Raw genomic sequence first — 22,735 nt, 5'->3', positions numbered from 1 at the left:
CGGTCAGGTGAAACTGACGTGGCTGAGCCAGTCGGCGTAGAAGATCCCGAGACCGAGAACGACGGCAAGTCCGGTGACAATCCAGAACCGCACCACTACCGTCATCTCGGTCCAGCCGGCCAGCTCGAAATGATGGTGCAGTGGCGCCATCCGGAATATTCGTCGTTTGGTGAGCTTGAAGAAGACGATCTGCATGGCCACCGACAGCGTGATCGCCACGAACAGCCCTCCGAGCACGAACAGCAACAACTCGGTCTTGGTCACGATGGCGAGGCCGGCCATCGCGCCACCGAGCGAGAGAGACCCGGTGTCCCCCATGTAGATCCGCGCCGGATTGGCGTTCCACCAGAGAAATCCGAAACAGGCCCCGAGCATCGCGGCGGCCAGGATGGTCAGGTCAATCGGGTCGCGTACGTCGTAGCAGCCGACGGCCGCGGTACGCAGACACTGGTGGTTGAACTGCCAGAACGAGATGACGATATAGGCGCCGAAGACCATCGCGGAGGCGCCCGCGGCGAGCCCGTCCAGGCCGTCCGTCAGGTTGGTCGCGTTTGAGAAGCCGCTGATCAGCAGCACCGCAAAGATGACGAAGCCGACGCTGCCGAGCGTCAGGACCGCGATGTCACGCACGAACGACAGCTTGACCGATGCCGGTGAGATGCCTTTGCCGTCAAACCCGAGCGACATCACGGCGAAGCTGACGCTGACGAACAACTGCCCCACGAGCTTCCCGGTCTTGTTCAGACCGAGGCTGCGTTGCTTGGCGATCTTAATGTAGTCGTCGAGAAAACCGATGAACCCGAGCCCGACCATCAGGTAGAGCACGAGCAGCCCGGACGCGGACGGCGCTCGACCATGCTGATTGACCAGGGACAGATGCGCGCCGAAATAGCCCAACACGGTGGCCGTGATGATGACGACCCCACCCATGGTCGGTGTGCCCTGTTTGACCAGGTGTGTCTGCGGGCCATCGTCACGGACTTGTTGGCCGAGGGCGCGGCGGCTGACGTACTTGATGAAAAGTGGGGTCAGCAGGAGCGTGATGACCAGCGAGATACACGCGGCGAGCAAGACCGAGATCATTCGGCGTTCTCCTCCGCGCTTTGGTCGGGGCCGTCTTCGTCTGCTCCACCGTATCGCCTGGTAGTGCGCGAAGCGCTGATCGCCGCGCGAAGCCGCATGGTGTCGTCGAACTCCAAGACTTCATCGCCGACGTACTGGCCGTGCTCGTGACCTTTGCCTGCGACGAGGACGCAGTCGCCGGACCTGGCGCGTGCGACCGCGAGTTCGATCGCCCGGCCCCGGTCGCCCTCTTCGATGACTTCGGCGCGCTCCGCTAGCGGGACCGCCCGGGCGCCGTCGAGCATCTGGGCGCGAATCGTGTCGGGTGCCTCCGAGCGGGGATTGTCGTCGGTAACGATGAGTACGTCGGACTGGCGGGCGCCCACCTCCCCCATCAGCGGCCGTTTGGCCTGATCGCGGTCTCCACCGCAGCCGAGTACGACGATCAGCCGTCCGGCAGTCTGCGGACGCAGCGCGCTCAAAGCGGCGCTCACGGCGGCGGGTTTGTGCGCGTAATCAACGACTGCGAGGTAGTCCTGACCTTCGACCACACGCTGCATCCGGCCCGGCACAACCACGTCGCGAAGCGCGGGCACGGCGACGGTGGGCGGTACACCGACCTGCGCGAGCATCGCGATGGCCATCAGCCCATTGGCGACGTTGAAACGACCCGGCAGCGCCAGCTCGACCGACAGCCCGGACGAATCCGGCCCGTTGACGACGAACCGGCATCCTTCGAGGTGTGAGTCGTCGACCTCCGTGGCGCGCCAGGCCGCAGACAGCCCGGACGGCGAGATCGACACCGTGCGTTCGGGTGCGAGTCGCGCCACTCGGGCGCCGTACTGGTCGTCGATGTTGCACACGTGGATCTTGCTCCGGCCGTCGAACAGCAGCGATTTCGCGGCGAAGTAGCTCTCCATGTCCAAATGGAAATCCAGGTGGTCTTGCGAGAGGTTGGCGAAACCAGCGACGTCGAAGCCGATCCCCGCGACCCGGCCCAACTGCAGCGCGTGGCTGGACACTTCCATCACGACCGCGTCCACACCGGACTCGACCATGACCGCGAGCAGTGCGTGCAGGTCGGGAGCTTCGGGGGTGGTGAAGCTGCTGCCGGGGACGTGCGCGATGACGCGCGTGCCGATCAGTGTCTCCACGGTGCCGATCAGCCCGACGGTGTGGCCATGGGCGGCGAGTCCGGCGTACATCAGGTACGCCGTCGTGGTTTTGCCGCTGGTCGCGGTGATGCCGAGCATCCGCATGCGGCTGGCCGGCGCGCCGTAGACGTACGCCGACGCCTCACCGAGCACGGCCTTGACGTCCGGCACGACGATGATCGGGAGGGTGACGTGCGAGGCTGCGACTGCGTCACTGCCCTCGGCGTCGGTCAGTACGCAGACCGCCCCGGCTGCCTGCGCCTCGGCGGCAAACTTCGCGCCATGGGTGCGGGTGCCGGGCACCGCGGCGTAGAGGTCACCGGGACGCACCTCACCGGAGCGGTTGGTGATCCCGGTGACCGTCAGGTCGGCGAGGTCAGCGGCGCTGCGCCCATCGACGAGGGCGCGTAGCTTCGCCAGCGACATGGGCGTGGTCGCTGTTGGACGGATCGGTTTCTGGGCAATCACTCGGGCGAGTCTAGTCGGCGGTGAGCTGGTATTCAGGCGACGGCGTCGGAGACGGCGGAACGCCGGTCGACTGCAGCAGCTGTCCCATGATCGTGGAGAAGAGCGGGGCCGCTCCACCCTTCACGGCGACGTGCGGGTCGGTCAGTGCGATGGCCACGACATACTTCGGATCGTTCATCGGAGCCATGCCGACGAAGGTGTGGTTGTAGCCACCACCGGCGTAGCAGTTGCACGCCGGATTGGGTCGCTGGCCGGTACCGGTCTTGCCGGCAACTCGGTAGCCGGGAACGTTAGCGGACTTCGCGGTGCCCCCCGGTCCGGTCACCGCCTCAAGCATCGAGCGCAGCGTCGTGGCGGTTTGCTCCGAGACGACTTGAGTGCTCTTGGGCTTCGAGGTCGGCAGGGCGTTGCCGTCGGCGTCGGTGATCGACTTGATCACCCGCGGCTGAATGTATACGCCGTTGTTGGCGATTGCCTGATACATGCCCGCCATTTGCAGAACTGTCATCGAGATGCCCTGCCCGATAGGGATGTTGCCAGCCTGGCTGCCGGACCACTTCGATGGCGGCGCGAGGATACCGCCGCTCTCACCGGGAAGCTCGATCCCGGTCTTGCTGCCGAGCCCATACTTCAGCAGGTAGTTGTAGAAATCGTTCTTGTTGAGTTTCTCGTTGATCATCAGCGTGCCGACGTTGCTGGACTTAGCGAGGATGCCGGTCGCGGTGTACTTGACGTCGCCGTGGACCCAGGCGTCGTGCACGACCTTGTCGGCAATCTTGATCTGCCCGGGAACGGTGATCACGGTCTTCGGGGTAATCAGGCCTTCTTGGAGGGCGGGGCCGAACGTGGTGATCTTGTTGATCGAGCCGGGCTCGATCACATCGGAGATCGCCGGGTTGCTCAAGGTGCCAGGGTCTGATGCGCCGGGGTCGGCGGAGTTGTAGCCCGGCGTGCTCGCCATAGCGACGACCTGGCCGGTCTTCGCGTCGAGTACGACGGCCTGGGCGGCGGTGGCCCCTGAACTGACTTGATATGCCTCAACGGCATTCTGGGTGAGGTACTGCAAGTCGGCGTTGATGGTGAGGGTGACCTTGTCGCCGGATTTCGCCGGAGTCATCTTCTGGATACCCGCTGGAATGATCGCGCCGCTAGGGCTGGCCTCGTAGACCATCTGGCCGTCGGTGCCGGTGAGCAGCTTGTTCATCGATAGCTCGATCCCGGCCAGGCCGGTACCGTCCTGACCGGTAAAGCCGATGACCTGCGAACCGGTCGTGGTAGCCGGATAGACGCGCTTCTGGGTGCGTTCGGTGAAGATCCCCGCAATGGTCTTGCCGTTCACGGTCGATCCCATGATCGAGTCGGCGACCGTGGGGTCGACCTGGCGCGCAATGATCGAATACCGCCCGGATGCCATGACGCCGAGAAGGGCCTGGCTGTAGGGGATCTTGAGTTTCGTAGACAGTAGCTCAGCGACCGCGGGCCGGTCTTTCTCGGAAATGAGCGTCGGGTCGGCCACTACTCGCCTCGACTCGACGCTGTATGCCAGGCGGCGTCCTTGAGCGTCCAAGATCTCGCCGCGGGCAGCTTGGACCGTCGTCTTGCGCAGGTTGTCGCCCTGGGCGGCATACGCCGCCCCGTCGATCCACTGCAGCTGAAACAGCCGTCCGCCGATGACAACCAGCAGCGCACACAGGAATCCAAGCGCGGCGTTCATCCGCCGCGACTGGCTGCCGAGCCGGATCTTCTTGCGCCGGCGTGGCGCGGCGCCGGCCGCGGAACGTGCGCGGCGCTGAGGTGCGCGCGGGGGTTGAGGTCGGCGCCGTTGCCCGCGCGAGGGCGGCGGCGTACGTCGGGATGGCGGTCCGGTGCGGCGCCGGTCGGTCATTGCGCGGCTCCAGGTGCGGTCGGGGTCGTGGTGGCCGCGTCAGGCGCTGATGCGCCGGCGGCCGGGTTCTCCGGGTCGCCTGCGGGCGGCGGTGGTTCGGTGCCGGCTTTCTTCGGATCGGGCTCGACAAACTTCGACGATCCGTCCGGGTTGATCACGAAGTAGCCCGGCTGGCCGCCCGGAGCGAGCCCGAGCTCGGCTGCCTTCTGAGCGAGGTACGTCGGTGACTGTTTTTTGCTGACCTGCTCTTCGAGCTTTTGCTGCTTGATGGTCAGCGCGTCGAGCTTGGCGTTGAGGTTGCGCTGCACGAACGAGGTTTGCGCCGTCGCGGTGTTGAGCATCAGCAACGCGATCACGGCGCCGGCCGCGATCACGGCGAACAGTGTGACAAACGGCCAGCGCGCCGTACGTACCTTCGCAAGGCCCTCGGTGCGCAGCGACTTGTGGGTCTGCAGCAGCTGGTGGCGAACGGTGCGCTTACGCGCGTTTTCGCGCGCTTCCCGGCGAGCCTGGGTGTAGCGGCTAGGCGTCTTGGGGTGTGGCGTCTTGGTGCGAGGCTTGGTCGAGGTATTTGCCGAGCGGGCTACCTTGGCCCCACTGAACGTCGTACTCACGCTGCCTCCCTCACTCGTTCGACGGCCCGCAAGCGCACCGAGGCACTGCGCGGGTTGTCGTTGATCTCGGTGTCGGTTGCTTTCTCGGCGCCGCGCACGAGCGAGCGCAGTTGCGGTTGGTGTGAATCGAGCATCACCGGCAAGTCGATCGGCGTCTTATCCGTGGTGCGGTCGGTGATCACTCGCTTGACGATCCGATCCTCGAGCGAGTGATAGGACAGCACGACCATCCGGCCGCCCACCTCGAGCCGGTCCAGCGCGGCAGGTATCGCGCGCTCCAGCACGGACATCTCGGCGTTGACCTCGATCCGCAGTGCCTGAAACGTGCGCTTAGCCGGATGGCCACCGGTCTTGCGGGTCGCCGCGGGAATCGCCGATCGCACTAGCTCCGCAAGCTCCGCGGACGAGGTCAGCGGGCCCTGGTCGCGGCGACGCACGATGGCTTGAGCGACCCGACCGGCGAATTTCTCCTCGCCATACGTGCCGATTACCCGGCGTAGCTCTTCGACCGAGTAGCTGTCGATGATGTCCTGTGCGCTTATTCCGCGGGTCTGATCCATCCGCATGTCCAACGGTGCGTCCTGCGCATAGGCGAAGCCGCGATCGGCGCGGTCGAGCTGCATCGAGGAAACACCAAGGTCGAACAGAATCCCCTGCACGGTCGTGAAGCCAAGATCGTCAAGCGCGTCACCGAGTTCGTCGTACACCGCGTGCACGAGGTGCACCCGATCGAGGTACGGCGCCAACCGACGTTCGCTGTACTGCAGCGCGTCGGTGTCTCGGTCCAACCCGACGAGCTGGGCCCCTGGGTGCGCCTGGAGGATCGCCTCCGAATGCCCACCGAGCCCCAACGTCGCGTCGACGACGATCGCACCCTCGCGATCGAGCGGCGGAGCGAGCAGCGTCAGCACGCGATCGAGCAGCACTGGTACGTGCTGGTCTTCGCGTTCCATCGATACAGCTCCTGATTCGCGTGTGGTCATTGGCGTGTGGTGATTGGCGTCGCGGTGGTGAGCAGTGGGGGCAATTGGGGGTCGTGGTGGATGGTGGGCCTTACTGGGGCGATCCGTCCGTTCCGGTCCCCTCCCGATATCCGACCTGGCGCCGGGGAAGTAGTGCCAGGGTGGATAGCGGGGGGAGGCCGCAGCGGACGGGTCGTGCTTTATTTCAGGGCTCTTTATTCAGGGGCTAGTAGGTCCTCGGAAAACTCGACAAACTGCTGTTCTTGGGCCTCGGTGAACTCGCACCAGGCCACCGCATCCCAGATTTCGACCCGATTGTTTACGCCGATGACAGCGCACTCCCGGTCCAGCGCGGCGTACTCGCGCAGCGCCTGCTTTACAACGACCCGGCCCTGCTTGTCCGGGGTCTGGTCGTCGGCGCCGCCGAAGAACTGCCGCATGTAGTTACGGGTCGCGGCCGTCGAGCTGGTGCGGCTGAGCCGGTCGGCCATCCGCTCGAACTCGGTCTGTGGATAGACGTACAGGCACCGGTCCTGGCCTTTGGTGATGACCATGCCGGCGCCCAATCTGTCCCGAAACTTCGCTGGAAGCGCGATCCGACCCTTCTCGTCCATACGCGGGTAGAAGTCGCCGAGAAACATCGACGTACCTCCCCTGGACCGAACCGCATTTTTGCTTGCACCACTGTAACCCACCACTCCCCACCTGGCATCTAAATGTGCGTGTTTTGGAAACGAATTCAGGGAAATGCCGCGAGCACCATGGATGCAGGGTGATAAATCCGGGACAGCGCGCCCGCCCGCCCGCCGCTTTTAGTCGCTACGCTCAAACTCTCAGGTTTGTACGGCGCCGGGCGCCGTACTCGTGAGGCACACGACCACGATGGAGGACCCGGCCAGTTGAGCACTCAGTCCGCGCCGACGCCGATGCAGTTGCCGTCGATGAACATCGATGACATCCACGACCGGGTCGAGCGAATTCGCGAGGCGATCGAGTCGGTGATCTGGGGCAAACCGGAGGTTATTCGGACCGCACTGATCACCCTGCTGTGCGAGGGTCACCTGTTGATCGAGGACGTACCCGGAGTCGGCAAGACCAAACTGGCCCGCGCACTGGCCAGTGCGATCGACGCGACGTTTCACCGGATTCAATTCACTCCGGACCTTTTACCCTCGGACGTCACCGGCGTCGCGATCTTCGACCAGCAGACCCGGGACTTCGAGTTCAAACCGGGCGCAATCTTTTCGCATCTCGTGGTGGGCGACGAGATCAACCGCGCATCGCCCAAGACCCAGTCCGCCCTGCTGGAGGCGATGGAGGAACGCCAAGTCACCAGCGACGGCACGACCTATCGACTGCCGTCGCCGTTCATGGTCATCGCGACTCAGAACCCGATCGAGATGGAAGGCACCTATGCGTTGCCCGAGGCCCAGCGCGACCGGTTTCTCGCCCAGGTCGCCATGGGTTATCCCGGTCTTGAAGCGGAGATGTCGATGCTCGACTCGCACGGCAGCCGGGACCCGCTCGAGGAGCTCCGGCCGGTGTGCACCATCGCCGAGGTCGCCGCGATGATCCAGACGGTGCGCAAGGCGTTCGTCGCCGACGGGATCCGCAAGTACGTCGTCGAGCTGGCCGGCTATACCCGGGCGCACGACGCGGTCAAACTCGGCGCGTCCCCCCGGGCTTCTCTGCAACTGCTGCGCGCGGCCAAGACCGCGGCCACGCTCGACGGCCGGGACTACGTCCTCCCTGATGACGTACAGGAGCTCGCCGCCACGGTGTGGGCCCATCGGTTGTTGATGACCACCGGCACCTACAGCTCGCGGCACTCGGCCGAGACCGTGATCAATGAAGCCCTCAACTCCGTCCCGGTTCCGGCGCCTCGTCGCTGAATTACCTACCTCCATGAAGTGGTCGCGCTCTACTATCACCGTTCGTGGCAGCAGCCTGCTCGCGGCCGGCGTCGCTACCGGTGTCGGCGCGGTCCTACTCGGCGAGGTCGACCTGCTGCGGATCGCGGTCGCGATCACGCTGCTGGTGCTCGTGTGCTGGGCATGGATGGGTTTGAGCGGGCTGCGGCTGCAAACAACCCATCGGGCCAGCCAGCACGAGGCCGCGATCGGAACGCCGATCGAGGTTGAGATCTCGCTGACCACCCGATCGGCCCTACCGTTGTCCTCACTCGAATGCCTCGACCTCACCGGTGACGGGCTCGGCGCCCGGCCTACTCTGCTCGTCGACGCGCGGGCCGCTCGTTCCGGAGTGTCGATGCGCTACACGTGCTCGCCGAAGACCCGCGGACGGCACCGCATTGGGCCACTGGCGCTCAAGGTGACCGACGTCTTCGGGCTCATCACGACGACCAAGACCGGCACCGAGCACATCGAGATACTTGGGCTGCCCGTCGTGGAGGAGCTCGGCGAGCGGTGGACGCTGCGACACGTGGGACGCACCGGCAACGAGCGCCGCGTGGCCGAGACTGGCGCCGGCCAGTTCGATGCAGCGCTGCGCGATCATGAACCACTCGACGGCTTACGCCGAGTGCACTGGCGCAGCTCCGCGCGCCAGGGCAAGCTGATGGTGCGCCAAGACGCGCAAGTGCGCGAACGTCGCGCCACGCTTGTACTCGATGACCGCGACGGCGTACACAACCCGGCCACCTTCGACCAGATGATGGGTGCCGCCGCGTCGGTGGGCGCACATCTGTTGCGCCAGGGTTACCAGCTGACCACCCGCGGCAGCCGCGGCGAGGTGCTTCCCGGGTACGGCGCCTGGCTCGAACAAGGCTGGATACGCACCCTTGCGCTCGCGGAGCCGACGCCCGTCACGGCCATGACGCGGATCACCGACGCACTTTACAGCGATCACGAGGTTGGTCCGCTCTTCCTGTTCCTCACCGACTCCTCGGCTCCGGACGCCGCGCTGCTGCAGCGCGCCCGCAGTCTCAACACCGCGGCAACCGCCATCGTGATCGAGCACGCATCGCAGACGTTGGCCGAAGATGTGCTTCAGGAACTGCTTCGCAACAAGTGGCGGGTGGTCGTCGTACCCGCCGGCGGCACGCTGGCCGGCAGTCTCGATAGCGAATCCGCCGAGATCGCGGCCGACCGATCATGACCGCGACGCCGACCCAGGTACGTCCTGGGCGCACTCCCACTCCCCCGGCGTCGTTCATACCGGCGCGCGATCTGACGATGTCACTGATCGCCGCGCTCACCACGCTCGCTACGGTGCTCACGATCGGGCCGGCGTTCACCGACAGCGGCTGGCTGATCGGTCCGCTCGTGGCCGTTGGCGCGGTATTCATTGTTGGCCTCATGTGGCGTTGGTGGCGGCCAGGATCGCCGTTCACCGCACTGATCCAACTGGTGGTCGCCTTGTTGGTCGTCGCCGCGCTTTATGCCGGCGAGCACTCGATCGCGCGAATCGTACCGACACCGCAGACCCTGCAAGCGCTCGTCGACCTCGTGCTGCGTGGCGCCGCCACGGCCCAGCAAAAGGTCGCGCCGATCGCGTCCACGGGTGGCACCTCGCTGATAATCGCGCTGATGGTCGGACCTGTGGCGATCGTCGTTGATGACTGCGCGGTTCAGCGCCGCCCGGCGCTGGCCGGTATCCCGCTGCTGGCGTTGTTCGCGATGGGCTCGGCCGTCGTACGCGTATCGATCTCGGCCTGGAGCGTCGCCTGGCCGCTGCTGGGGTATCTGGTGCTGCTCTGGGCGGACCATATGTTTGCCCGGCTCGCTTGGCGACCGCAACGCAGCGGCGTGTTGTTCAGTGGGACTCTCGGCGCAGTCGTTATCGGCGTCATCGTGACCGCGATCGGCTTGCTCGTACCAGCGTTCGTCTCTCTTCCCGACGGCGGCGTTTTCAACACGCACGGCGGCGACCGCTCCCCTGGCACCAAGGTCGCCAGGTCGACCGACCTCGGTGGCCAGTTGAACCAGCCCACCCCAATCAAGCTGTTCACCGTCAGTACCACCGATAAGCACCCGTACTACCTGCGCACCGCGGTACTCGACGAGTGGACACCCGAGGGTTGGAAGATGCTGCCGCCCAAGGCGTCCGGCCTGCCGCTGGATGAGCTGCCGGGCGCCACCGCGGGCGTCAAGACCGTCGACTCGACTACCAAGATCACGATCCAGGCGTACGCCGACTCGTTCGTGCCCACCTACGCCGACCCGACAAACATCAAGATCGACGGAAAGTTCGCCTTCGACGCCGCCGGATCCGTCGTCTTCTCCGATACCGACACGCTGAGCGACACGCAGTACACATTCAACTCCCAGCGACCCGAGCCGACCGCGGAGCAGCTGGCCGCGGCGGGCACGAGTGTGCCGGGCGAGATCGACAGCCGGGACCTGCAGACACCGGGCAACGTGACCGACCTCGTGAGCACGCTCGTCAAAGAGATCACCTCAGGCGCGTCGACGAACTACGCCAAGGCGCTCGCACTCCAGGCCTTCTTCGACGCCCCGTCCAGCGGCTTCCAGTACAGCTTCGACGTACCCAAGGGCGACAGCGGTGACAAGCTCACCGATTTCCTGATCAACCGTCGCGGGTTCTGCGAGCAGTACGCCTCGGCGATGGCCGGCATGCTGCGTGTCGCCGGTGTGCCGTCCCGCGTCGTCGTCGGCTATACCGGCGGATCTGAGGCCGTAACGGGCGAGCATCAGATCACCACGAGTGATGCGCACGCCTGGGTCGAGGCCTACTTCGATGGAGTCGGCTGGGTGCCCTTCGACCCGACACCCATCGGCTCGCGCGGCCAGCCGCAGTCGTATGAGGCGTCTCAGCAACCGGCCGGTCCACAGTCGACTACGGGGCCGACGACTAACGCTCCAACGACGACCACGGCCACGACCACTTCCGCGTCGAGCAGCTCGGCCTCCTCGTCACGGCAGGCGGGTGGTCAGGGCGCGAACACCGCGGGCCTTACGCCACGACTGTTCACGTGGCTGATCGTGCTGGCGGCCGCACTACTACTCCTCGGCGCGCTGGGCACACCGGCGTACGTGCGCAGCCGCACCCGGACACGTCGGTTGGGAATCATGCGGACCGGATCGCCGGCGAAGGGTGCGCGCGCGGCGTGGCTGGAGCTCACCCATACCGCGGCCGACCTCGGGCTCATGCCTCGCGCGACCGACACTGCCCGCTCTCGGGTGCGAGCGTGGACGCGGCACTTCCAACTAGGCGAACAGGCTCAGGCGGCGGCCGGCCGAGTGCGACGGCGCGTGGAAATTGCCCAGTACGCCGCCGGCGAGACCCCTAGTCTCGAGCATCGCGAATCGGCCGAGCAGGATCTAGCGGCGGACGTGACAACGGTCAGCAACGCGATGCGTGAACAAGCCGGCCGGACTGCGCGCTGGCGCGCAAAACTGCTGCCGCGTCGCCGGCGGCAGCAGTAAGAATGGTGCGGAACCGCTGACTACTGGTCGAAACGTTTACGAAGTCGCTCTTCAAACCGGTCTTTCACGGTCGACTTGGCCGGTGGCGCATCCTGACCTGACTTCTTCTGACCCGGTGGGGGCGCCGGCGCCTGTGCCGCAATGACTCCGAGCACGCCGCCGCCGAACATGATTAAGAAGCCCAGCACACCAACGAAGACATTGTTGAGCCACACGCCGCCGACTAGCACGACCAAGCCAAGAACGACTAGCGCGATTCCGATGCGGATGCGCCTTGCGGACATAGCTCTCACGTCGGTCGACTTCACCGTCGCACTGAATTTGGGGTCTTCGGCGTACAGCGACTGCTCGATCTGCTCGAGCAAACGCTGTTCGTGTTCGGAGAGGGGCATCCGCTCCTCCTAGCGTCGTTCTGAGTCACGGTGAACACCGTGCTCCCTTAAGGATACGAGCGATTCCGGTTCCGCGGTAGGCGGCTGGTCATTTCGCCGTATTCGGAGTCGGTCTCACTACTGAATCTATTACTAATCAGCCGGGTTTGCGCGGGGTTCTTCGCGGATAATTTGGCGGGTTGGCGTACTCGAGGTTGCGTCCGAACTTCGTTGCAGCAGTGCCGCGGGGCGGAGCGCGCCGGCGCCGTACCGCGAGACCAACTGGTCAATCGCGCGCTCGGCTTGTGCCCAGCCGGGATCACGTTCGACCGTGTCGAAGGTCAGCTGCTCTGGGGCGTCGTCCGGCTGGGACAGCTTCTCGGCCCGCACGCCGAGGAGCCGCAGTCCGCGTCCATTGAGCTCAGTGCGCTCGAACTCGGTCCATAGTTCGCGGGCCGTGCCGAACAGTTCGCGCGCCACGTCGGTCGGGCCCGGAAGCACCCGCGAGCGCGACAGTGTGGTGAAGTCCGGCGTGCGCAGCTTGAGGGCGACGGACTTCGCCCGCATGTCGGCGGTGCGTAACCGCGTGCCAACTTTTTGACACAGCTTGTGAAGTTCGGTGACGACCCGGTCGGAATCGACCAAGTCATAGAGGTAGGTCTCCTCCGCGCCGATCGACTTCTCCACCCGCTCGGGGACCACGGGTCGATTGTCGATACCCGTCGCGAGCTGGCGCAAATGGGTCGCGGCGGCCGCCCCGATGTTGCTGCGTAGCGTCTCGAAGCGCGCCAACGCGACGTCGGCGACTGTCTGAATGCCGAGCGCCCGCAGTCGTTGCTCGGTGCGCGGACCGACGCCCCACAGCGCCGAGACCGGAAGCGGATGCAGAAAGTCGAGGACCCGATCGGCCGGCACAATCATCATGCCGTCCGGCTTACACCGGGTGCTGGCGATCTTGGCAACGAACATCACACTTGCCACGCCGACCGAGCAGGTGAGGCCGAGTTGTTGCTCGACCCTCGCGCGGATTGCCGTGGCGATCTCGCGCGGCGACCCGAGCAGCCTGATCGCGCCGCGGATGTCCAGGAACGCCTCGTCGAGTGAGAGCGGCTGAACCAGCGGTGTGACATCCCGCAATATCGCCATGACCTCGCGAGATACCGCGCCGTAGTCGGCGTGGTTACCGCCGATGACTACCGCGTGCGGGCACAGCCGAAGCGCGCGACTCATCGGCATTGCGCTGCGAACGCCGTACTTGCGCGCCTCGTAGCTGGCCGCGGCCACGACGCCGCGGTTTTCCGGGCCGCCGACGACGACCGGTTTGCCTCGCAACTCTGGGTTGCGCCGAATCTCGACACTGGCGAAGAACGCGTCCATGTCGACGTGCAAGAAGTGGCACCCGGTGTCGTCGACCCGCGTCTGGTCGCCTTGCCGGACCCGTGGCTGGTCGGCGCTACGTCCCATTAGTGCTACGTCCCATTTACTTGGCGCATGAGCTAGCTCCCCTGGCGCACGGGCTGGGCAAGCAGATGGATGTACGGCGCCACCTCGACGAATGGCGCGGTGCGATCGAGAGTAGTCGCCAGCCCGTTGTCCGACAGCGTGCCGTGCCGACTGGTCAGTTCTTCGAAGAGGCCGACCCCTCGGCTGCTGATCACCGATAGCGAGGCCTGCGCCAGCAGTTCGGTGAGTTGACCGACCTCGAACCGGCGAACGATTTGATCGGCGGCGCCGACGCGACCGTGCGGGTCGTCGAGCAGCGCACGAGCCTCCTCACAGCGCCCGCCGAGTACCCGGCTCAATATCGCACCGAAGCGAGAGGCGCTGACGACGCTGAGTACGCCGCCGGCGCGCACCGCGCGACCGGCCTCGATCAGCGTCTGGACTGGGTTGTCGACGTACTCGAGCACCCGATGGCACAGCACGACGTCGGCCGCGAGCTCGGCGCTACCACCGTCGAAGGCGTCGAGGTCGCTGACAACGGCGGTCACGAGGTCACCTACTCCCGCGGCGTTGGCCCGGCGACGTAACGTCGCAAGCGCGTCGGGACTCTGATCGACCACCGTGACCGGGTGCCCGGCCCTGGCCAGCGGCACCGCGTACACCCCGGTGCCGCCACCGAGGTCGAGGACCGTGACCTGACGCTCGGACTGCCGGTGCTTGAGCAGCTCTTCGACCACTTCGGCCAGGGCTCCGGAGACCATGCGGTCGCCTGCGGATGTCGGGTCGATTGCAGCCATGCCAGATGCCTTTCGGGTCGCTCAGCGCTGGGCTCTGAAGCCAGTGCCCCGATCATCCCTTATCGAGCCGTCCCGATGTGCGAGGCGGGCTGGATATCCGAGGCCGGCATAGCGTTCGAGGCCGACCTAGTAGTGCGGTCGCGGAGCAACATCCCGCGGACCTGGTGGGCGAACCGGTCGGCATCGCGCAGCAGGTCGTCGGCTTGGCGCTGACCGATCCGCACCGATCGATCCGAGCGCGCGACACCACGCACCCGCGAGTGTACGGCGAAAAAGTCGGCCCACTCCGCGAGCTCGGGGGCGATCCGCGGCAGAATGTCCCAGACGGTCTCGAGCCCGCGGCGTCGATCGCCCGGTACGCCGTTTGTGCCCGCGGGATGCGCGCGCACACTCACGACGGCGGCCGCGGCCCGCAATGCCGCCACGTTGGCGGCGTCGAACCGGTCGGTCGGATCATCGTGCTGAGTCGCTTCGGCGATCGACCGCCACGCGGCGGTGAGCAGCTGTCGGGCAGTAGCGGAGTTGTCGTTCATATCAGCACCATCAAGATTGAGTATTTGTCGAAGAGCTATTCGTCGTCGCAGAACTACTGTGGGTCGATCTGTTGCCGGGCCGCCCGCCGAGTCGAAGGGCGGGCGACCCTCCCCAACAACACTTCGAACGTACGTTCGGGAACGCTCGAAGTCAACCCAAACGTAGCGAATCGGTACGACAACTTTTGGCAGCCGCCGAGCGCGCCGGTGGCCGGGTCGGTCAAGATGGTCATATGTCACCTGAGCAGATCCCGTCCGCAACCCGCGCTCCCGAGACGTACCTCACCCACGCCGCCGTACAGGCCGTCGTTTCGGCCCTAGCCACACACCGCGTCGAGGCCGAGGTGGTCAGCTTCAGCGAACCGGCACACACCGCGGCGATCGCGGCGCAGGCCCTCGGAATCGATGTCGGCCAAATAGCCAATAGCCTGATCTTCAACGCAGACGGCGGTCCGCTGCTCGTGCTGACGTCAGGTGCGCACCGCGTCGACACCGCCAAGCTGGCCGCGACACTAGGCAAATCGACAATCAAGCGCGCCGATGCCGCGTTTGTCAAGGCGCACACCGGCCAGACGATCGGTGGCGTCGCGCCGCTCGGACATCCACAGCCCATAGAGACCGTCGTCGACACCTGGCTGTCAAAGTACGACGCGGTCTGGGCCGCAGCCGGGCACACCAATACCGTCTTCGCCACGTCGTACGCCGAACTGCTGCAGGTCACCGGCGGTACGCCCGCGGACGTCGCGTAGCACAGGCGACGACGTCACCCCATGCCCTCGATCTTCGCGCGGAACAAACGCCAGACGCCGCACGTACGCCGGCTCGACCAGGCGCAGTTCGAAGCGCTCCTGCCAGACGCCATCGAGATCTACGCGCAGGCGATGAGCTATCCGAAGGCAGTCATCCCGATGCGCGTCTCGATCGCTCGTAAGCACCTGGAACACCCGGATTTTTATGCGGTGGGCGCGTTTCTCCGAACACGGCTGGTCGGATTCGGCTACGGCTACCGCTGCTCCCCCGGCCAATGGTGGTACGACCATGTGCAGCAGATGCTCGCGGCCAGCGACCCCACCACGGTTCAGGCGTGGACCTCGGACGCATTCGAGCTGTGTGAACTACATGTCGCGCCGACGTACCAAGGCGCCGGCACCGGTCGGCAACTGCTCGGCCATATTCTCACCGAGAGCGCAGGCGCCACCGTGTTGCTGTCGACACCCGAGGGCGAGTCGACGGCGCATCACCTTTACCGCAACGCCGGATTCGGCCGGATCGCCAGTGCCGTCACCTTTCCCGGCGACGACCGACCGTTCGCAATTCTCGGGTTACGCCGCACGGACGCGTCCACGTGAGCGGCCGCGACGTCGTGATCGTCGGCGCGGGACATAACGCACTGGTGACCGGCTGTTACTTGGCGCGTTCGGGGCTGAATGTCGAGATCGTCGAGCAAGATGCCGTCGTCGGCGGGGCCGTATCCACCGTCGAGCGATTCCCTGGCGTGCTGATGGACCGCGGTTCCAGCGCGCACATCATGATCCGGCACACCGGCATCGTCGAAGACCTCGACCTCGCCGCGCACGGGCTGATCTACCAGGACATGGACCCGTGGGGGTTCGCGCCGATCCGCGCCGACGACGGTACCCCGGACGCTCTGGTGTTCTGGGTGGACATCGAGCGCACATGCGAGTCGATCGCCGCGGTCTGCGGCATGGCCGACGCCGACGCGTACCGACGTTTCACCCGCGACTGGCTGCCGCGCAACGAGGTCGTGTTCGACTTCTTCCAGCAGTCACCGACCCCCGCACATCTCGCGCGAGCGATGGCAGGGCTGCGCAAGGCGAGCCGCTCCGGCGTCGCTCAGATGAGCCGGGAGTTCCTCGGCAGCGCCGACGCCGTACTGGACTCCTACTTCCATGACGAACGGCTCAAGACGGCATTGGCATGGATGGCGGCGCAGTCCGGCCCGCCCAGCCACGAGCCGGCCACCGCGGATCTCGTGGGCTGGCTGACCATGATGCACCGTATTGCTCCGGGTCATCCGGTCGGCGGCAGCGGCAAGCTCTCCGAGGCGCTCGCCTCGTGCTTCGCGTCGTACGGCGGCACCCTCCGGCTGGGCGACGGCGCCGCCGAGATCTCGTGCCGCGCGGGCAAAGTGCGCTCCGTGACCACAACCTCGGGCGACCAGATCCAAGCTCGGCAGGTGGTCGCCGGGTGCCACGTCCAGACCACCGCGACGCTGATCGAAGGCACCGCCCCGAAGGTCACTGCCGAGCTACGCGGCAACGCCCGGACCGGCAACGGACTGGGCATGGTCGTGCGCGCGGTGACCGACACACTGCCTGGCTATCTCGCCGACGAGGCGGGCATTGCGCATCATGCGATGACGCTGCTGGCCGACAGCAGAGTCGAACTTCGCCGCAACTACGGGGAATTCCTCGCAGGTCGGGCACCGACTAACCCGGCCGCGCTCGTCATGGCGCCCAGCGGACGCGATGACACCCTCGCCCCAGCCGGACGCCACACGGTCACTATCTGGGGTCAGTGGCACGCGTACCACCTCGAGGGCGAGTCCTGGCACGACATCGCCGATCGCGAAGCGGCCAAGCTTGTCGAGGTCGTCGAGCGACACGCCCCCGGCTTCGCGGACTCCGTTCAGGACCTATGGGTCCAGACGCCGCTGGAAATCGAGCGCGAGCTGGGCCTGCTGCGCGGCAACGTCATGCATTTGGAGATGACTCTGGACCAGATGTTCAGCCTGCGCCCGGTGCCGAAGTACGCCGACTACCGAATCAGTGACGTCGACGGGCTCTACATCACCGGTGCATCAACCCATCCCGGTGGCGGCGTGTTCGGTGCCAGCGGCCGGTCGGCAGCGCACGCCGTACTTGCCGACCGGTCCTCGGTGCTCGGCCGATTGCTAGATTGGTCGAATGCGACGGGACTTCGGCATAAATGACCTCGAACGAGGCGGCGCCTACCACCTGATGACCGCGACGGTGCTGCCGCGCCCGATCGCCTGGGTGAGCACGCTGTCCGCGGATGGAGTGGACAATCTGGCGCCCCACTCATTTTTCACTGTGGCAGCGGCGGACCCGCCCGTCGTACAGTTCACCTCCGTCGGGTCAAAGGACACGCTTCGCAACGTTCAGGCGACGAAGGAGTTCGTGATCTGCCTGACGCCGGAGCCACTGTTCGACAAGGTCAATGACACGTCGATCGACTTCCCGCCGCATCTGAGCGAGTACGACGAAATCGGTCTGACTCGACAGGACAGCCTCCTGGTCGCCCCCAAGCGGGTTGCGGAGTCGCCCGTCGCCTTTGAGTGCCGACTGCGCGACACCATCGAGATCGGCAACTCGACCGTGGTGATGGGCGACGTCGTCAACTTCAGCATCGACGAATCGGTGCTCGACCTGACCAACCCACGCCGCCCGCATCCGCGGATCGAAGACCTGATGCCGCTCGCGCGCCTCGGCAAGAACCAGTGGTCGACGGTCGGTCGGGTGCTGGACGAACCCCGCAAGAAGTACAAGGACCTCGAGCGCTAGCGGCGCACTACAGGCGGGCCGGCGACCGTTTGATGCCGAGCTGGTCCCAAATCTCCAGCGTCGCCTTGGAGCGGTTCATCGTGATGAAATGGATCCCCGGCGCGCCTTCGTCGAGAAGCCGCTGACACAGTTGCGTCGCGTTGGCGATGCCGAGCTCACGCACCGCGGCCTTGTCGTCATGAAGCGCGGCGAACTGAGCACCGAGCTTTTCCGGGAATGGCGCACCGGACAGTTTGGGTGCGCGCTCGATCGTGCTGGCCGACAGCACCGGCATAATGCCCGGAATAATCGGGATGTCGCAGTCAAGCGCCGCGATCCGGTCCCTCAGTCGCAGATAGTCCTCGGCATCGAAGAAAAGCTGAGTGATCGCAAAGTCCGCGCCAGCCCTGGCCTTCTGGACGAAGTATCTCGCATCGGTGTCGATGTCCGGCGAGCGCGGATGCTTGAACGGGAACGCCGCGACGCCGACCGAGAAGTCACCCGCATCGCGCACGAGCGTGACCAGCTCCTCGGCGTACTCGATTCCCTCGGGATGCTTGACCCAGGTCGCTTCCGGATCGCCAGGAGGATCCCCGCGCACGGCGAGAATGTTACGGACACCGACCGCCGCGAGATTGCCGACCAGATTGCGCAACTCATCGACCGAGTGGTCGACCCCGGTAATGTGCGCCATCGGCAGCATCGTGGTCTGTTTGGCGATCCGCTCAGTCGCCCGGATCGTGCCGCTGCGCGTCGTACCACCGGCACCGTAGGTCACCGACACAAACGACGGGGCAAGCTGCTCCAACCTCCGCAACGCCTCCCACAACTGTGTCTCAGACTCCTCGTCACGCGGTGGGAAGAACTCGAATGAAAACGTCGGACCGTCCGCGAGCGCGTCGCGAACGGTACGAAACTGGGAGACCTCAGACATTCCACCAGCCTACGCAAGACCACGCTCGTCTCGGCCCACCGCCCGCTCCCGCGATCCGATGACCGTGGATACTCAACACCCGTGACGACACAGTTATCCGAGGTGCGCAGCCTGGTCGACGTCGCGGTCGAGGACTTCCTGTCCACCGCGGCCAGCAAGCTCGACCTGATCGCCTCCGACCTGGCCCCGGTCGCCGCGGAGCTCATCGCATTCGGTCGAGGCGGCAAGCGGATCAGGCCGATGTTTGCCTACTGCGGCTGGCTCGCCGCCGGTCGTAGCGCCGACGATGCAAGCACCGTCATCCGAGCCGTCTCCGCGCTCGAACTGGTTCAGATCAGCGCCCTCGTGCACGACGACATCATCGACGAGTCCGACTCGCGGCGCGGCCGCCCCAGTGTCCATCGGCAGTTCGCGCGCCTGCATAACGAGCGGCGCTGGCGCGGTGACGCGGACAAGTTCGGTACGGCGTCCGCGATCCTCATCGGCGACCTTGCACTGATCCTCGCCGACGCGATGCTTGCCGACGCGGGCCTGAGCCCTGATACACACAGCCGGGTACGCCGCGCCTTCGACCAGATGCGACTGGAAGTCATGGCCGGGCAGTATCTCGACGTACTCGAACAGGCCGATCCGGGATCCGGCGAGTCCGCACTGCAGTCGGCGCTTCGGGTCGCCCGCCTGAAGTCGGCGTCGTACACCGTCGCTCGCCCCCTCGACATCGGTGCAAGCATTGCCCAGGCCGACGACGACGTGCACGGCGCCCTTCGCGAGTTCGGCCTGCATGTCGGCGTCGCGTTCCAACTACGCGATGACATCCTCGGCGTATTCGGCGACCCGGCGACCACCGGCAAACCGGCCGGCGACGACCTGCGCGAAGGCAAACGAACCGCACTCATCGCTATCGCCCAGAAGCGGCTCACTGCCCCCTCCGACCGCGCGTTGCTAGAGCGGATTGGCGCGGCTGACCTCCGCCCTGACGAAATCGAAAGTTTGCGTACCCGGCTGACCGAATGCGGCGCCGTCGCAGAGGTCGAGACCATGATCGAGACCGACGTACGTGTCGCACACGACGCGATCGAGTTGGCATCGCTTACCGATGACGGTCGCGCGGGCCTGACGCAACTCGCCGACGCCGCGACCGCGCGCACACACTAGCTTCAATGCGCGCATCACTTGCACACAAAAGCTTTCGGACCGTAGCGGGACGAACCGACCACGTCGTGGTCATCGGCGCGGGACTTGCCGGGCTCAGTACGGCGCTGCATTTGGCCGGCGCCGGACGCACCGTGACGGTCATCGACCAACGCACCGAGGTCGGCGGGCTGTGCGGCCAGCTGCAGCGCGATGGTTTCACCTTCGACACCGGGCCAACCGTGCTCACCATGCCGGATATCCTCGAGCAACCGTTTCAGGCCGTCGGGGAGTCGATGTCCGACCGGTTACGGCTGATCCGGCTCGATCCGGCGTACCGGGCCGTGTACGCCGACGGCAGCAGCATCGACGTCGGCGCGTCACTAGACGCGACGGTCGCATCGATTGAGACTGCCTGCGGCGCAGCGGAAGCGGCAAACTTCCGGCGATTCGCCGATTACTGCCGCAGGCTGTACGACGTGGAGTACGGCGCATTTATCGACCGCAACTTCGACAGCCCCGTGGCCTTGCTCGGCAAGGACTTCGCATCCTTATGCGCGATGGGCGGCTTCGGCTCGCTGGCGGGCAAAGTAGCCCGATTCCTGCGCGACCCGCGCACGCAGCGACTGGCCAGCTTCCAGGCGCTCTACGCCGGGATGAGCCCGCAGTCCGCACGCGCGCTCTACGCGGTCATCACCTACATGGACGTCGTCGGCGGTGTCTATTTCCCGGTCGGCGGAATGCACGCTGTAGCGGTTGCGATGGCCGATGCTGCTCGCGCCGCGGGCGTCACGTTCCGGCTCGGCACCACGGCTAAGAAGATCGCAATGACAGGCGACCGTGCGAGGAACGTCCTCACCGACTATGGCTCGCTCGAGGCAGATGCGGTCGTCGTCACCGCCGATCCACGCTCCTCGATGCGCACCCTGCTCGGCCGCCGCGGTCCGCAGCGGCCGGTGAGCTACTCACCTTCGTGTCTACTGCTGCACCTCGGTGTTGACACAGATCGCCTGCCGCATAGCCGCTCCGATCGCGCCCACCACACCATCCAGTTCGGGCGGGCGTGGGAGTCTACGTTCGACGAGCTGACCAATCGGGGCGTCCCTATGTCGGATCCGAGTCTGTTGGTCAGCAATCCGTCACTCACCGACCCGGGACTGGCGCCGCCCGGCCAAGAGACTCTTTACGTGCTCGCGCCGACACCTAACCTCCACGGCCGGGTCGACTGGCGACGCATCGAGGACGACTACGCCGGCTCAATCGTCGCTCGACTGGCGGAACGCGGCTATTCGCTTCGTGACTGCACCGTCATCGAGCGCGTGACGCCGCTGGACTGGAAACGCCAAGGGCTCCCCTTAGGCACGCCGTTTTCCCTGTCCCACAAGGTTTCTCAGACCGGACCGTTTCGGCCGCGCAACTTCCCGCGCGTGTTCGAAAATGTCGTATTCGCCGGCGCCGGTACGACGCCCGGGGTCGGCGTACCAATGGTGTTGGTTTCCGGTCGGCTGGCGGCGGCCCGCATCACCGGCGATCTGCCATGACCGCACTGCTCTCGAACCGAGACCTCGCCGAGTCCTACGAGCTGTGCCGACGGCTTCATGCCCGGCACGGCCGCAGCTACTACCTGGCCACCCAGCTGTTGCCACGCCGCGAGCGGTACGCCGTCCATGCGCTCTACGGGTTCGCCCGCTATATAGACGACATCGTCGACGTGCCGATCGCAAACGCGCCGCCGGTGGACCGGCTCGATCGCATCGTCACGATGTGGCGCGAGGCAATACGACAAGGCAGTACGACGCATCCGGTGTTCGCCGCCACTGCTGACACGGTCCGCCGTGCCGGCATCGACCCGCAACTCACCTATGACTTCCTCGACGCGATGCGCCAAGACCTCACGGTCACGCGATACGCCGATTGGGAGCGTCTTTCGCGGTATACATGGGGATCGGCAAGCGTCATTGGACTCCAGATGGCGCAGGTCATCGGCGTACAGAACGACCGAGAGCATGCGCTGCACTGTGCGACCGCGCTCGGCGAGGCATTTCAACTGACCAACTTCTGCCGGGACTACGACGAGGACCGGCAACGCGGCCGCGTCTATCTCCCGCGATCGGAGTTCGTCGCACAAGGGATCGAACCGGGCGTGGGCGACTCGCGCGAGCTGCGCAATGTCATCGCGTCCGCGACGCGCCGGGCGCACAGACTCTACGACGAGGCAGAGCCAGGGATCGCGCTGCTACGCCGCGCCGGGCAGCCATGCATCCGGATTGCTTTCGAGCTCTATCGGGGAATTCTCGACGAGATCGAACGCGCCGACTACGCCGTGATCGGTGTCCGGCACACCGTCCCCAGAGTGAAAAAGCTCAAAACCGTTGCACAGACCCTGTCGAAACACGCGATGTCGTTCGTATAAGCGGTAAGAATCCGAGTACGAATGAAGCAAGGAGGC

At 65.7% G+C, this 22,735-nt stretch carries 22 protein-coding genes; 10 read left to right on the top strand and 12 right to left on the bottom strand.

What is annotated here, in order from left to right:
* Window positions 1-3 precede the first annotated feature (3 nt).
* The 6 genes from mraY to mraZ form a co-directional block, all read right to left on the bottom strand.
* The gene (mraY, locus tag CLV47_RS13065; RefSeq protein ID WP_106349484.1) at window positions 4-1,083 is read right to left on the bottom strand and encodes a phospho-N-acetylmuramoyl-pentapeptide-transferase; all 1,080 of its coding nucleotides are present in this window, start codon (window positions 1,081-1,083) and stop codon (window positions 4-6) included.
* Window positions 1,080-2,684, bottom strand: coding sequence for a UDP-N-acetylmuramoyl-L-alanyl-D-glutamate--2,6-diaminopimelate ligase (locus tag CLV47_RS13060; protein WP_238145437.1), 1,605 nt, complete (start codon window positions 2,682-2,684; stop codon window positions 1,080-1,082). Before CLV47_RS13060 ends, mraY begins: the two co-directional genes overlap by 4 nt.
* Before the next feature lie 10 nt (window positions 2,685-2,694).
* Window positions 2,695-4,569, bottom strand: coding sequence for a peptidoglycan D,D-transpeptidase FtsI family protein (locus tag CLV47_RS13055; RefSeq protein ID WP_106349482.1), 1,875 nt, complete (start codon window positions 4,567-4,569; stop codon window positions 2,695-2,697).
* The gene (ftsL, locus tag CLV47_RS13050; RefSeq protein WP_106349481.1) at window positions 4,566-5,183 is read right to left on the bottom strand and encodes a cell division protein FtsL; all 618 of its coding nucleotides are present in this window, start codon (window positions 5,181-5,183) and stop codon (window positions 4,566-4,568) included. The genes CLV47_RS13055 and ftsL overlap by 4 nt, the downstream gene beginning before the upstream one ends.
* Complete coding sequence (gene rsmH / locus CLV47_RS13045; protein ID WP_106349480.1) at window positions 5,180-6,136, bottom strand: 16S rRNA (cytosine(1402)-N(4))-methyltransferase RsmH; 957 nt, start codon at window positions 6,134-6,136, stop codon at window positions 5,180-5,182. Before rsmH ends, ftsL begins: the two co-directional genes overlap by 4 nt.
* Window positions 6,137-6,360: 224 nt before the next feature.
* Window positions 6,361-6,786 carry a division/cell wall cluster transcriptional repressor MraZ gene (mraZ, locus tag CLV47_RS13040; RefSeq protein ID WP_106349479.1) on the bottom strand — a complete coding sequence of 142 codons (426 nt, stop codon included), beginning with the start codon at window positions 6,784-6,786 and terminating at the stop codon, window positions 6,361-6,363.
* Window positions 6,787-7,044: 258 nt separating this feature from the next.
* Here mraZ and CLV47_RS13035 point away from each other — a divergent pair, with 258 nt between their 5' ends.
* The 3 genes from CLV47_RS13035 to CLV47_RS13025 are packed head-to-tail and all read left to right on the top strand — an operon-like array spanning window position 7,045 to window position 11,553.
* A complete protein-coding gene (locus CLV47_RS13035; protein WP_238145436.1) occupies window positions 7,045-8,037 on the top strand; it encodes an AAA family ATPase in 993 nt (330 codons plus the stop codon).
* A 13-nt stretch (window positions 8,038-8,050) separates the two neighbouring features.
* Window positions 8,051-9,262: a DUF58 domain-containing protein gene (locus tag CLV47_RS13030; RefSeq protein ID WP_170111064.1), complete on the top strand. Its 1,212-nt coding sequence runs from the start codon at window positions 8,051-8,053 to the stop codon at window positions 9,260-9,262.
* The gene (locus tag CLV47_RS13025) at window positions 9,259-11,553 is read left to right on the top strand and encodes a transglutaminase TgpA family protein (protein WP_106349476.1); all 2,295 of its coding nucleotides are present in this window, start codon (window positions 9,259-9,261) and stop codon (window positions 11,551-11,553) included. Before CLV47_RS13030 ends, CLV47_RS13025 begins: the two co-directional genes overlap by 4 nt.
* 20 nt (window positions 11,554-11,573) lie before the next feature.
* Here the strand turns inward: CLV47_RS13025 and CLV47_RS13020 are convergent, their stop codons facing one another.
* The 5 genes from CLV47_RS13020 to CLV47_RS13000 form a co-directional block, all read right to left on the bottom strand.
* The gene (locus CLV47_RS13020; RefSeq protein ID WP_106349475.1) at window positions 11,574-11,945 is read right to left on the bottom strand and encodes a DUF3040 domain-containing protein; all 372 of its coding nucleotides are present in this window, start codon (window positions 11,943-11,945) and stop codon (window positions 11,574-11,576) included.
* Window positions 11,946-12,077: 132 nt separating this feature from the next.
* On the bottom strand, window positions 12,078-13,388 hold the full coding sequence (gene dinB / locus CLV47_RS13015) for a DNA polymerase IV (RefSeq protein ID WP_106349474.1): 1,311 nt from the start codon (window positions 13,386-13,388) through the stop codon (window positions 12,078-12,080).
* Between the two features lie 32 nt (window positions 13,389-13,420).
* Entirely contained in the window at window positions 13,421-14,164 is a 744-nt protein-coding gene (locus CLV47_RS13010; protein WP_106349473.1) for a class I SAM-dependent methyltransferase, read from the bottom strand.
* Window positions 14,165-14,223: 59 nt separating this feature from the next.
* Window positions 14,224-14,697, bottom strand: coding sequence for an SAV_6107 family HEPN domain-containing protein (locus CLV47_RS13005; RefSeq protein WP_106349472.1), 474 nt, complete (start codon window positions 14,695-14,697; stop codon window positions 14,224-14,226).
* A gap of 53 nt (window positions 14,698-14,750) precedes the next feature.
* Entirely contained in the window at window positions 14,751-14,930 is a 180-nt protein-coding gene (locus tag CLV47_RS13000) for a hypothetical protein (protein ID WP_106349471.1), read from the bottom strand.
* Between CLV47_RS13000 and CLV47_RS12995 the strand changes: the two genes are divergently transcribed.
* From CLV47_RS12995 to CLV47_RS12980, 4 genes are read left to right on the top strand one after another with little or no spacing between them, the layout of a single operon-like run.
* On the top strand, window positions 14,931-15,446 hold the full coding sequence (locus CLV47_RS12995; protein WP_106349470.1) for a YbaK/EbsC family protein: 516 nt from the start codon (window positions 14,931-14,933) through the stop codon (window positions 15,444-15,446). It abuts the gene before it with no gap.
* Window positions 15,447-15,467: 21 nt separating this feature from the next.
* Window positions 15,468-16,046: a GNAT family N-acetyltransferase gene (locus CLV47_RS12990; RefSeq protein ID WP_106349469.1), complete on the top strand. Its 579-nt coding sequence runs from the start codon at window positions 15,468-15,470 to the stop codon at window positions 16,044-16,046.
* Window positions 16,043-17,650, top strand: coding sequence for a phytoene desaturase family protein (locus CLV47_RS12985; protein WP_106349468.1), 1,608 nt, complete (start codon window positions 16,043-16,045; stop codon window positions 17,648-17,650). Before CLV47_RS12990 ends, CLV47_RS12985 begins: the two co-directional genes overlap by 4 nt.
* Entirely contained in the window at window positions 17,625-18,242 is a 618-nt protein-coding gene (locus CLV47_RS12980; protein WP_106349467.1) for a flavin reductase family protein, read from the top strand. The genes CLV47_RS12985 and CLV47_RS12980 overlap by 26 nt, the downstream gene beginning before the upstream one ends.
* Before the next feature lie 7 nt (window positions 18,243-18,249).
* Here the strand turns inward: CLV47_RS12980 and metF are convergent, their stop codons facing one another.
* On the bottom strand, window positions 18,250-19,155 hold the full coding sequence (gene metF / locus CLV47_RS12975) for a methylenetetrahydrofolate reductase [NAD(P)H] (protein WP_106349466.1): 906 nt from the start codon (window positions 19,153-19,155) through the stop codon (window positions 18,250-18,252).
* A gap of 81 nt (window positions 19,156-19,236) precedes the next feature.
* On the opposite strand from metF, the gene CLV47_RS12970 reads away from it, so the two are divergent.
* From CLV47_RS12970 to CLV47_RS12960, 3 genes are read left to right on the top strand one after another with little or no spacing between them, the layout of a single operon-like run.
* Complete coding sequence (locus CLV47_RS12970; protein ID WP_106349465.1) at window positions 19,237-20,310, top strand: polyprenyl synthetase family protein; 1,074 nt, start codon at window positions 19,237-19,239, stop codon at window positions 20,308-20,310.
* A 5-nt stretch (window positions 20,311-20,315) separates the two neighbouring features.
* The gene (crtI, locus tag CLV47_RS12965) at window positions 20,316-21,827 is read left to right on the top strand and encodes a phytoene desaturase family protein (RefSeq protein ID WP_106349464.1); all 1,512 of its coding nucleotides are present in this window, start codon (window positions 20,316-20,318) and stop codon (window positions 21,825-21,827) included.
* Window positions 21,824-22,699 (top strand): phytoene/squalene synthase family protein, encoded by an 876-nt coding sequence (locus tag CLV47_RS12960; protein ID WP_106349463.1) that lies wholly within the window; start codon window positions 21,824-21,826, stop codon window positions 22,697-22,699. The genes crtI and CLV47_RS12960 overlap by 4 nt, the downstream gene beginning before the upstream one ends.
* Window positions 22,700-22,735: the final 36 nt, after the last annotated feature.

The organism is Antricoccus suffuscus, from assembly GCF_003003235.1.
Lineage (GTDB): Bacteria > Actinomycetota > Actinomycetes > Mycobacteriales > Antricoccaceae > Antricoccus > Antricoccus suffuscus.
Note: the sequence above shows the minus strand (reverse complement) of the source record. Positions and strands in the feature narration are given on the sequence as shown.

Bases quoted from the DNA above. Each gene is read 5' to 3' on its own strand.
- mraY (WP_106349484.1), bottom strand. From the start codon at position 1,083: ATGATCTCGGTCTTGCTCGCCGCGTGTATCTCGCTGGTCATCACGCTC.
- CLV47_RS13055 (WP_106349482.1), bottom strand. From the start codon at position 4,569: ATGACCGACCGGCGCCGCACCGGACCGCCATCCCGACGTACGCCGCCG.
- rsmH (WP_106349480.1), bottom strand. From the start codon at position 6,136: ATGGAACGCGAAGACCAGCACGTACCAGTGCTGCTCGATCGCGTGCTG.
- mraZ (WP_106349479.1), bottom strand. From the start codon at position 6,786: ATGTTTCTCGGCGACTTCTACCCGCGTATGGACGAGAAGGGTCGGATC.
- CLV47_RS13030 (WP_170111064.1), top strand. From the start codon at position 8,051: ATGAAGTGGTCGCGCTCTACTATCACCGTTCGTGGCAGCAGCCTGCTC.
- CLV47_RS13025 (WP_106349476.1), top strand. From the start codon at position 9,259: ATGACCGCGACGCCGACCCAGGTACGTCCTGGGCGCACTCCCACTCCC.
- CLV47_RS13020 (WP_106349475.1), bottom strand. From the start codon at position 11,945: ATGCCCCTCTCCGAACACGAACAGCGTTTGCTCGAGCAGATCGAGCAG.
- dinB (WP_106349474.1), bottom strand. From the start codon at position 13,388: ATGGGACGTAGCGCCGACCAGCCACGGGTCCGGCAAGGCGACCAGACG.
- CLV47_RS13010 (WP_106349473.1), bottom strand. From the start codon at position 14,164: ATGGCTGCAATCGACCCGACATCCGCAGGCGACCGCATGGTCTCCGGA.
- CLV47_RS13005 (WP_106349472.1), bottom strand. From the start codon at position 14,697: ATGAACGACAACTCCGCTACTGCCCGACAGCTGCTCACCGCCGCGTGG.
- CLV47_RS13000 (WP_106349471.1), bottom strand. From the start codon at position 14,930: ATGACCATCTTGACCGACCCGGCCACCGGCGCGCTCGGCGGCTGCCAA.
- CLV47_RS12995 (WP_106349470.1), top strand. From the start codon at position 14,931: ATGTCACCTGAGCAGATCCCGTCCGCAACCCGCGCTCCCGAGACGTAC.
- CLV47_RS12990 (WP_106349469.1), top strand. From the start codon at position 15,468: ATGCCCTCGATCTTCGCGCGGAACAAACGCCAGACGCCGCACGTACGC.
- CLV47_RS12980 (WP_106349467.1), top strand. From the start codon at position 17,625: ATGCGACGGGACTTCGGCATAAATGACCTCGAACGAGGCGGCGCCTAC.
- metF (WP_106349466.1), bottom strand. From the start codon at position 19,155: ATGTCTGAGGTCTCCCAGTTTCGTACCGTTCGCGACGCGCTCGCGGAC.
- crtI (WP_106349464.1), top strand. From the start codon at position 20,316: ATGCGCGCATCACTTGCACACAAAAGCTTTCGGACCGTAGCGGGACGA.
- CLV47_RS12960 (WP_106349463.1), top strand. From the start codon at position 21,824: ATGACCGCACTGCTCTCGAACCGAGACCTCGCCGAGTCCTACGAGCTG.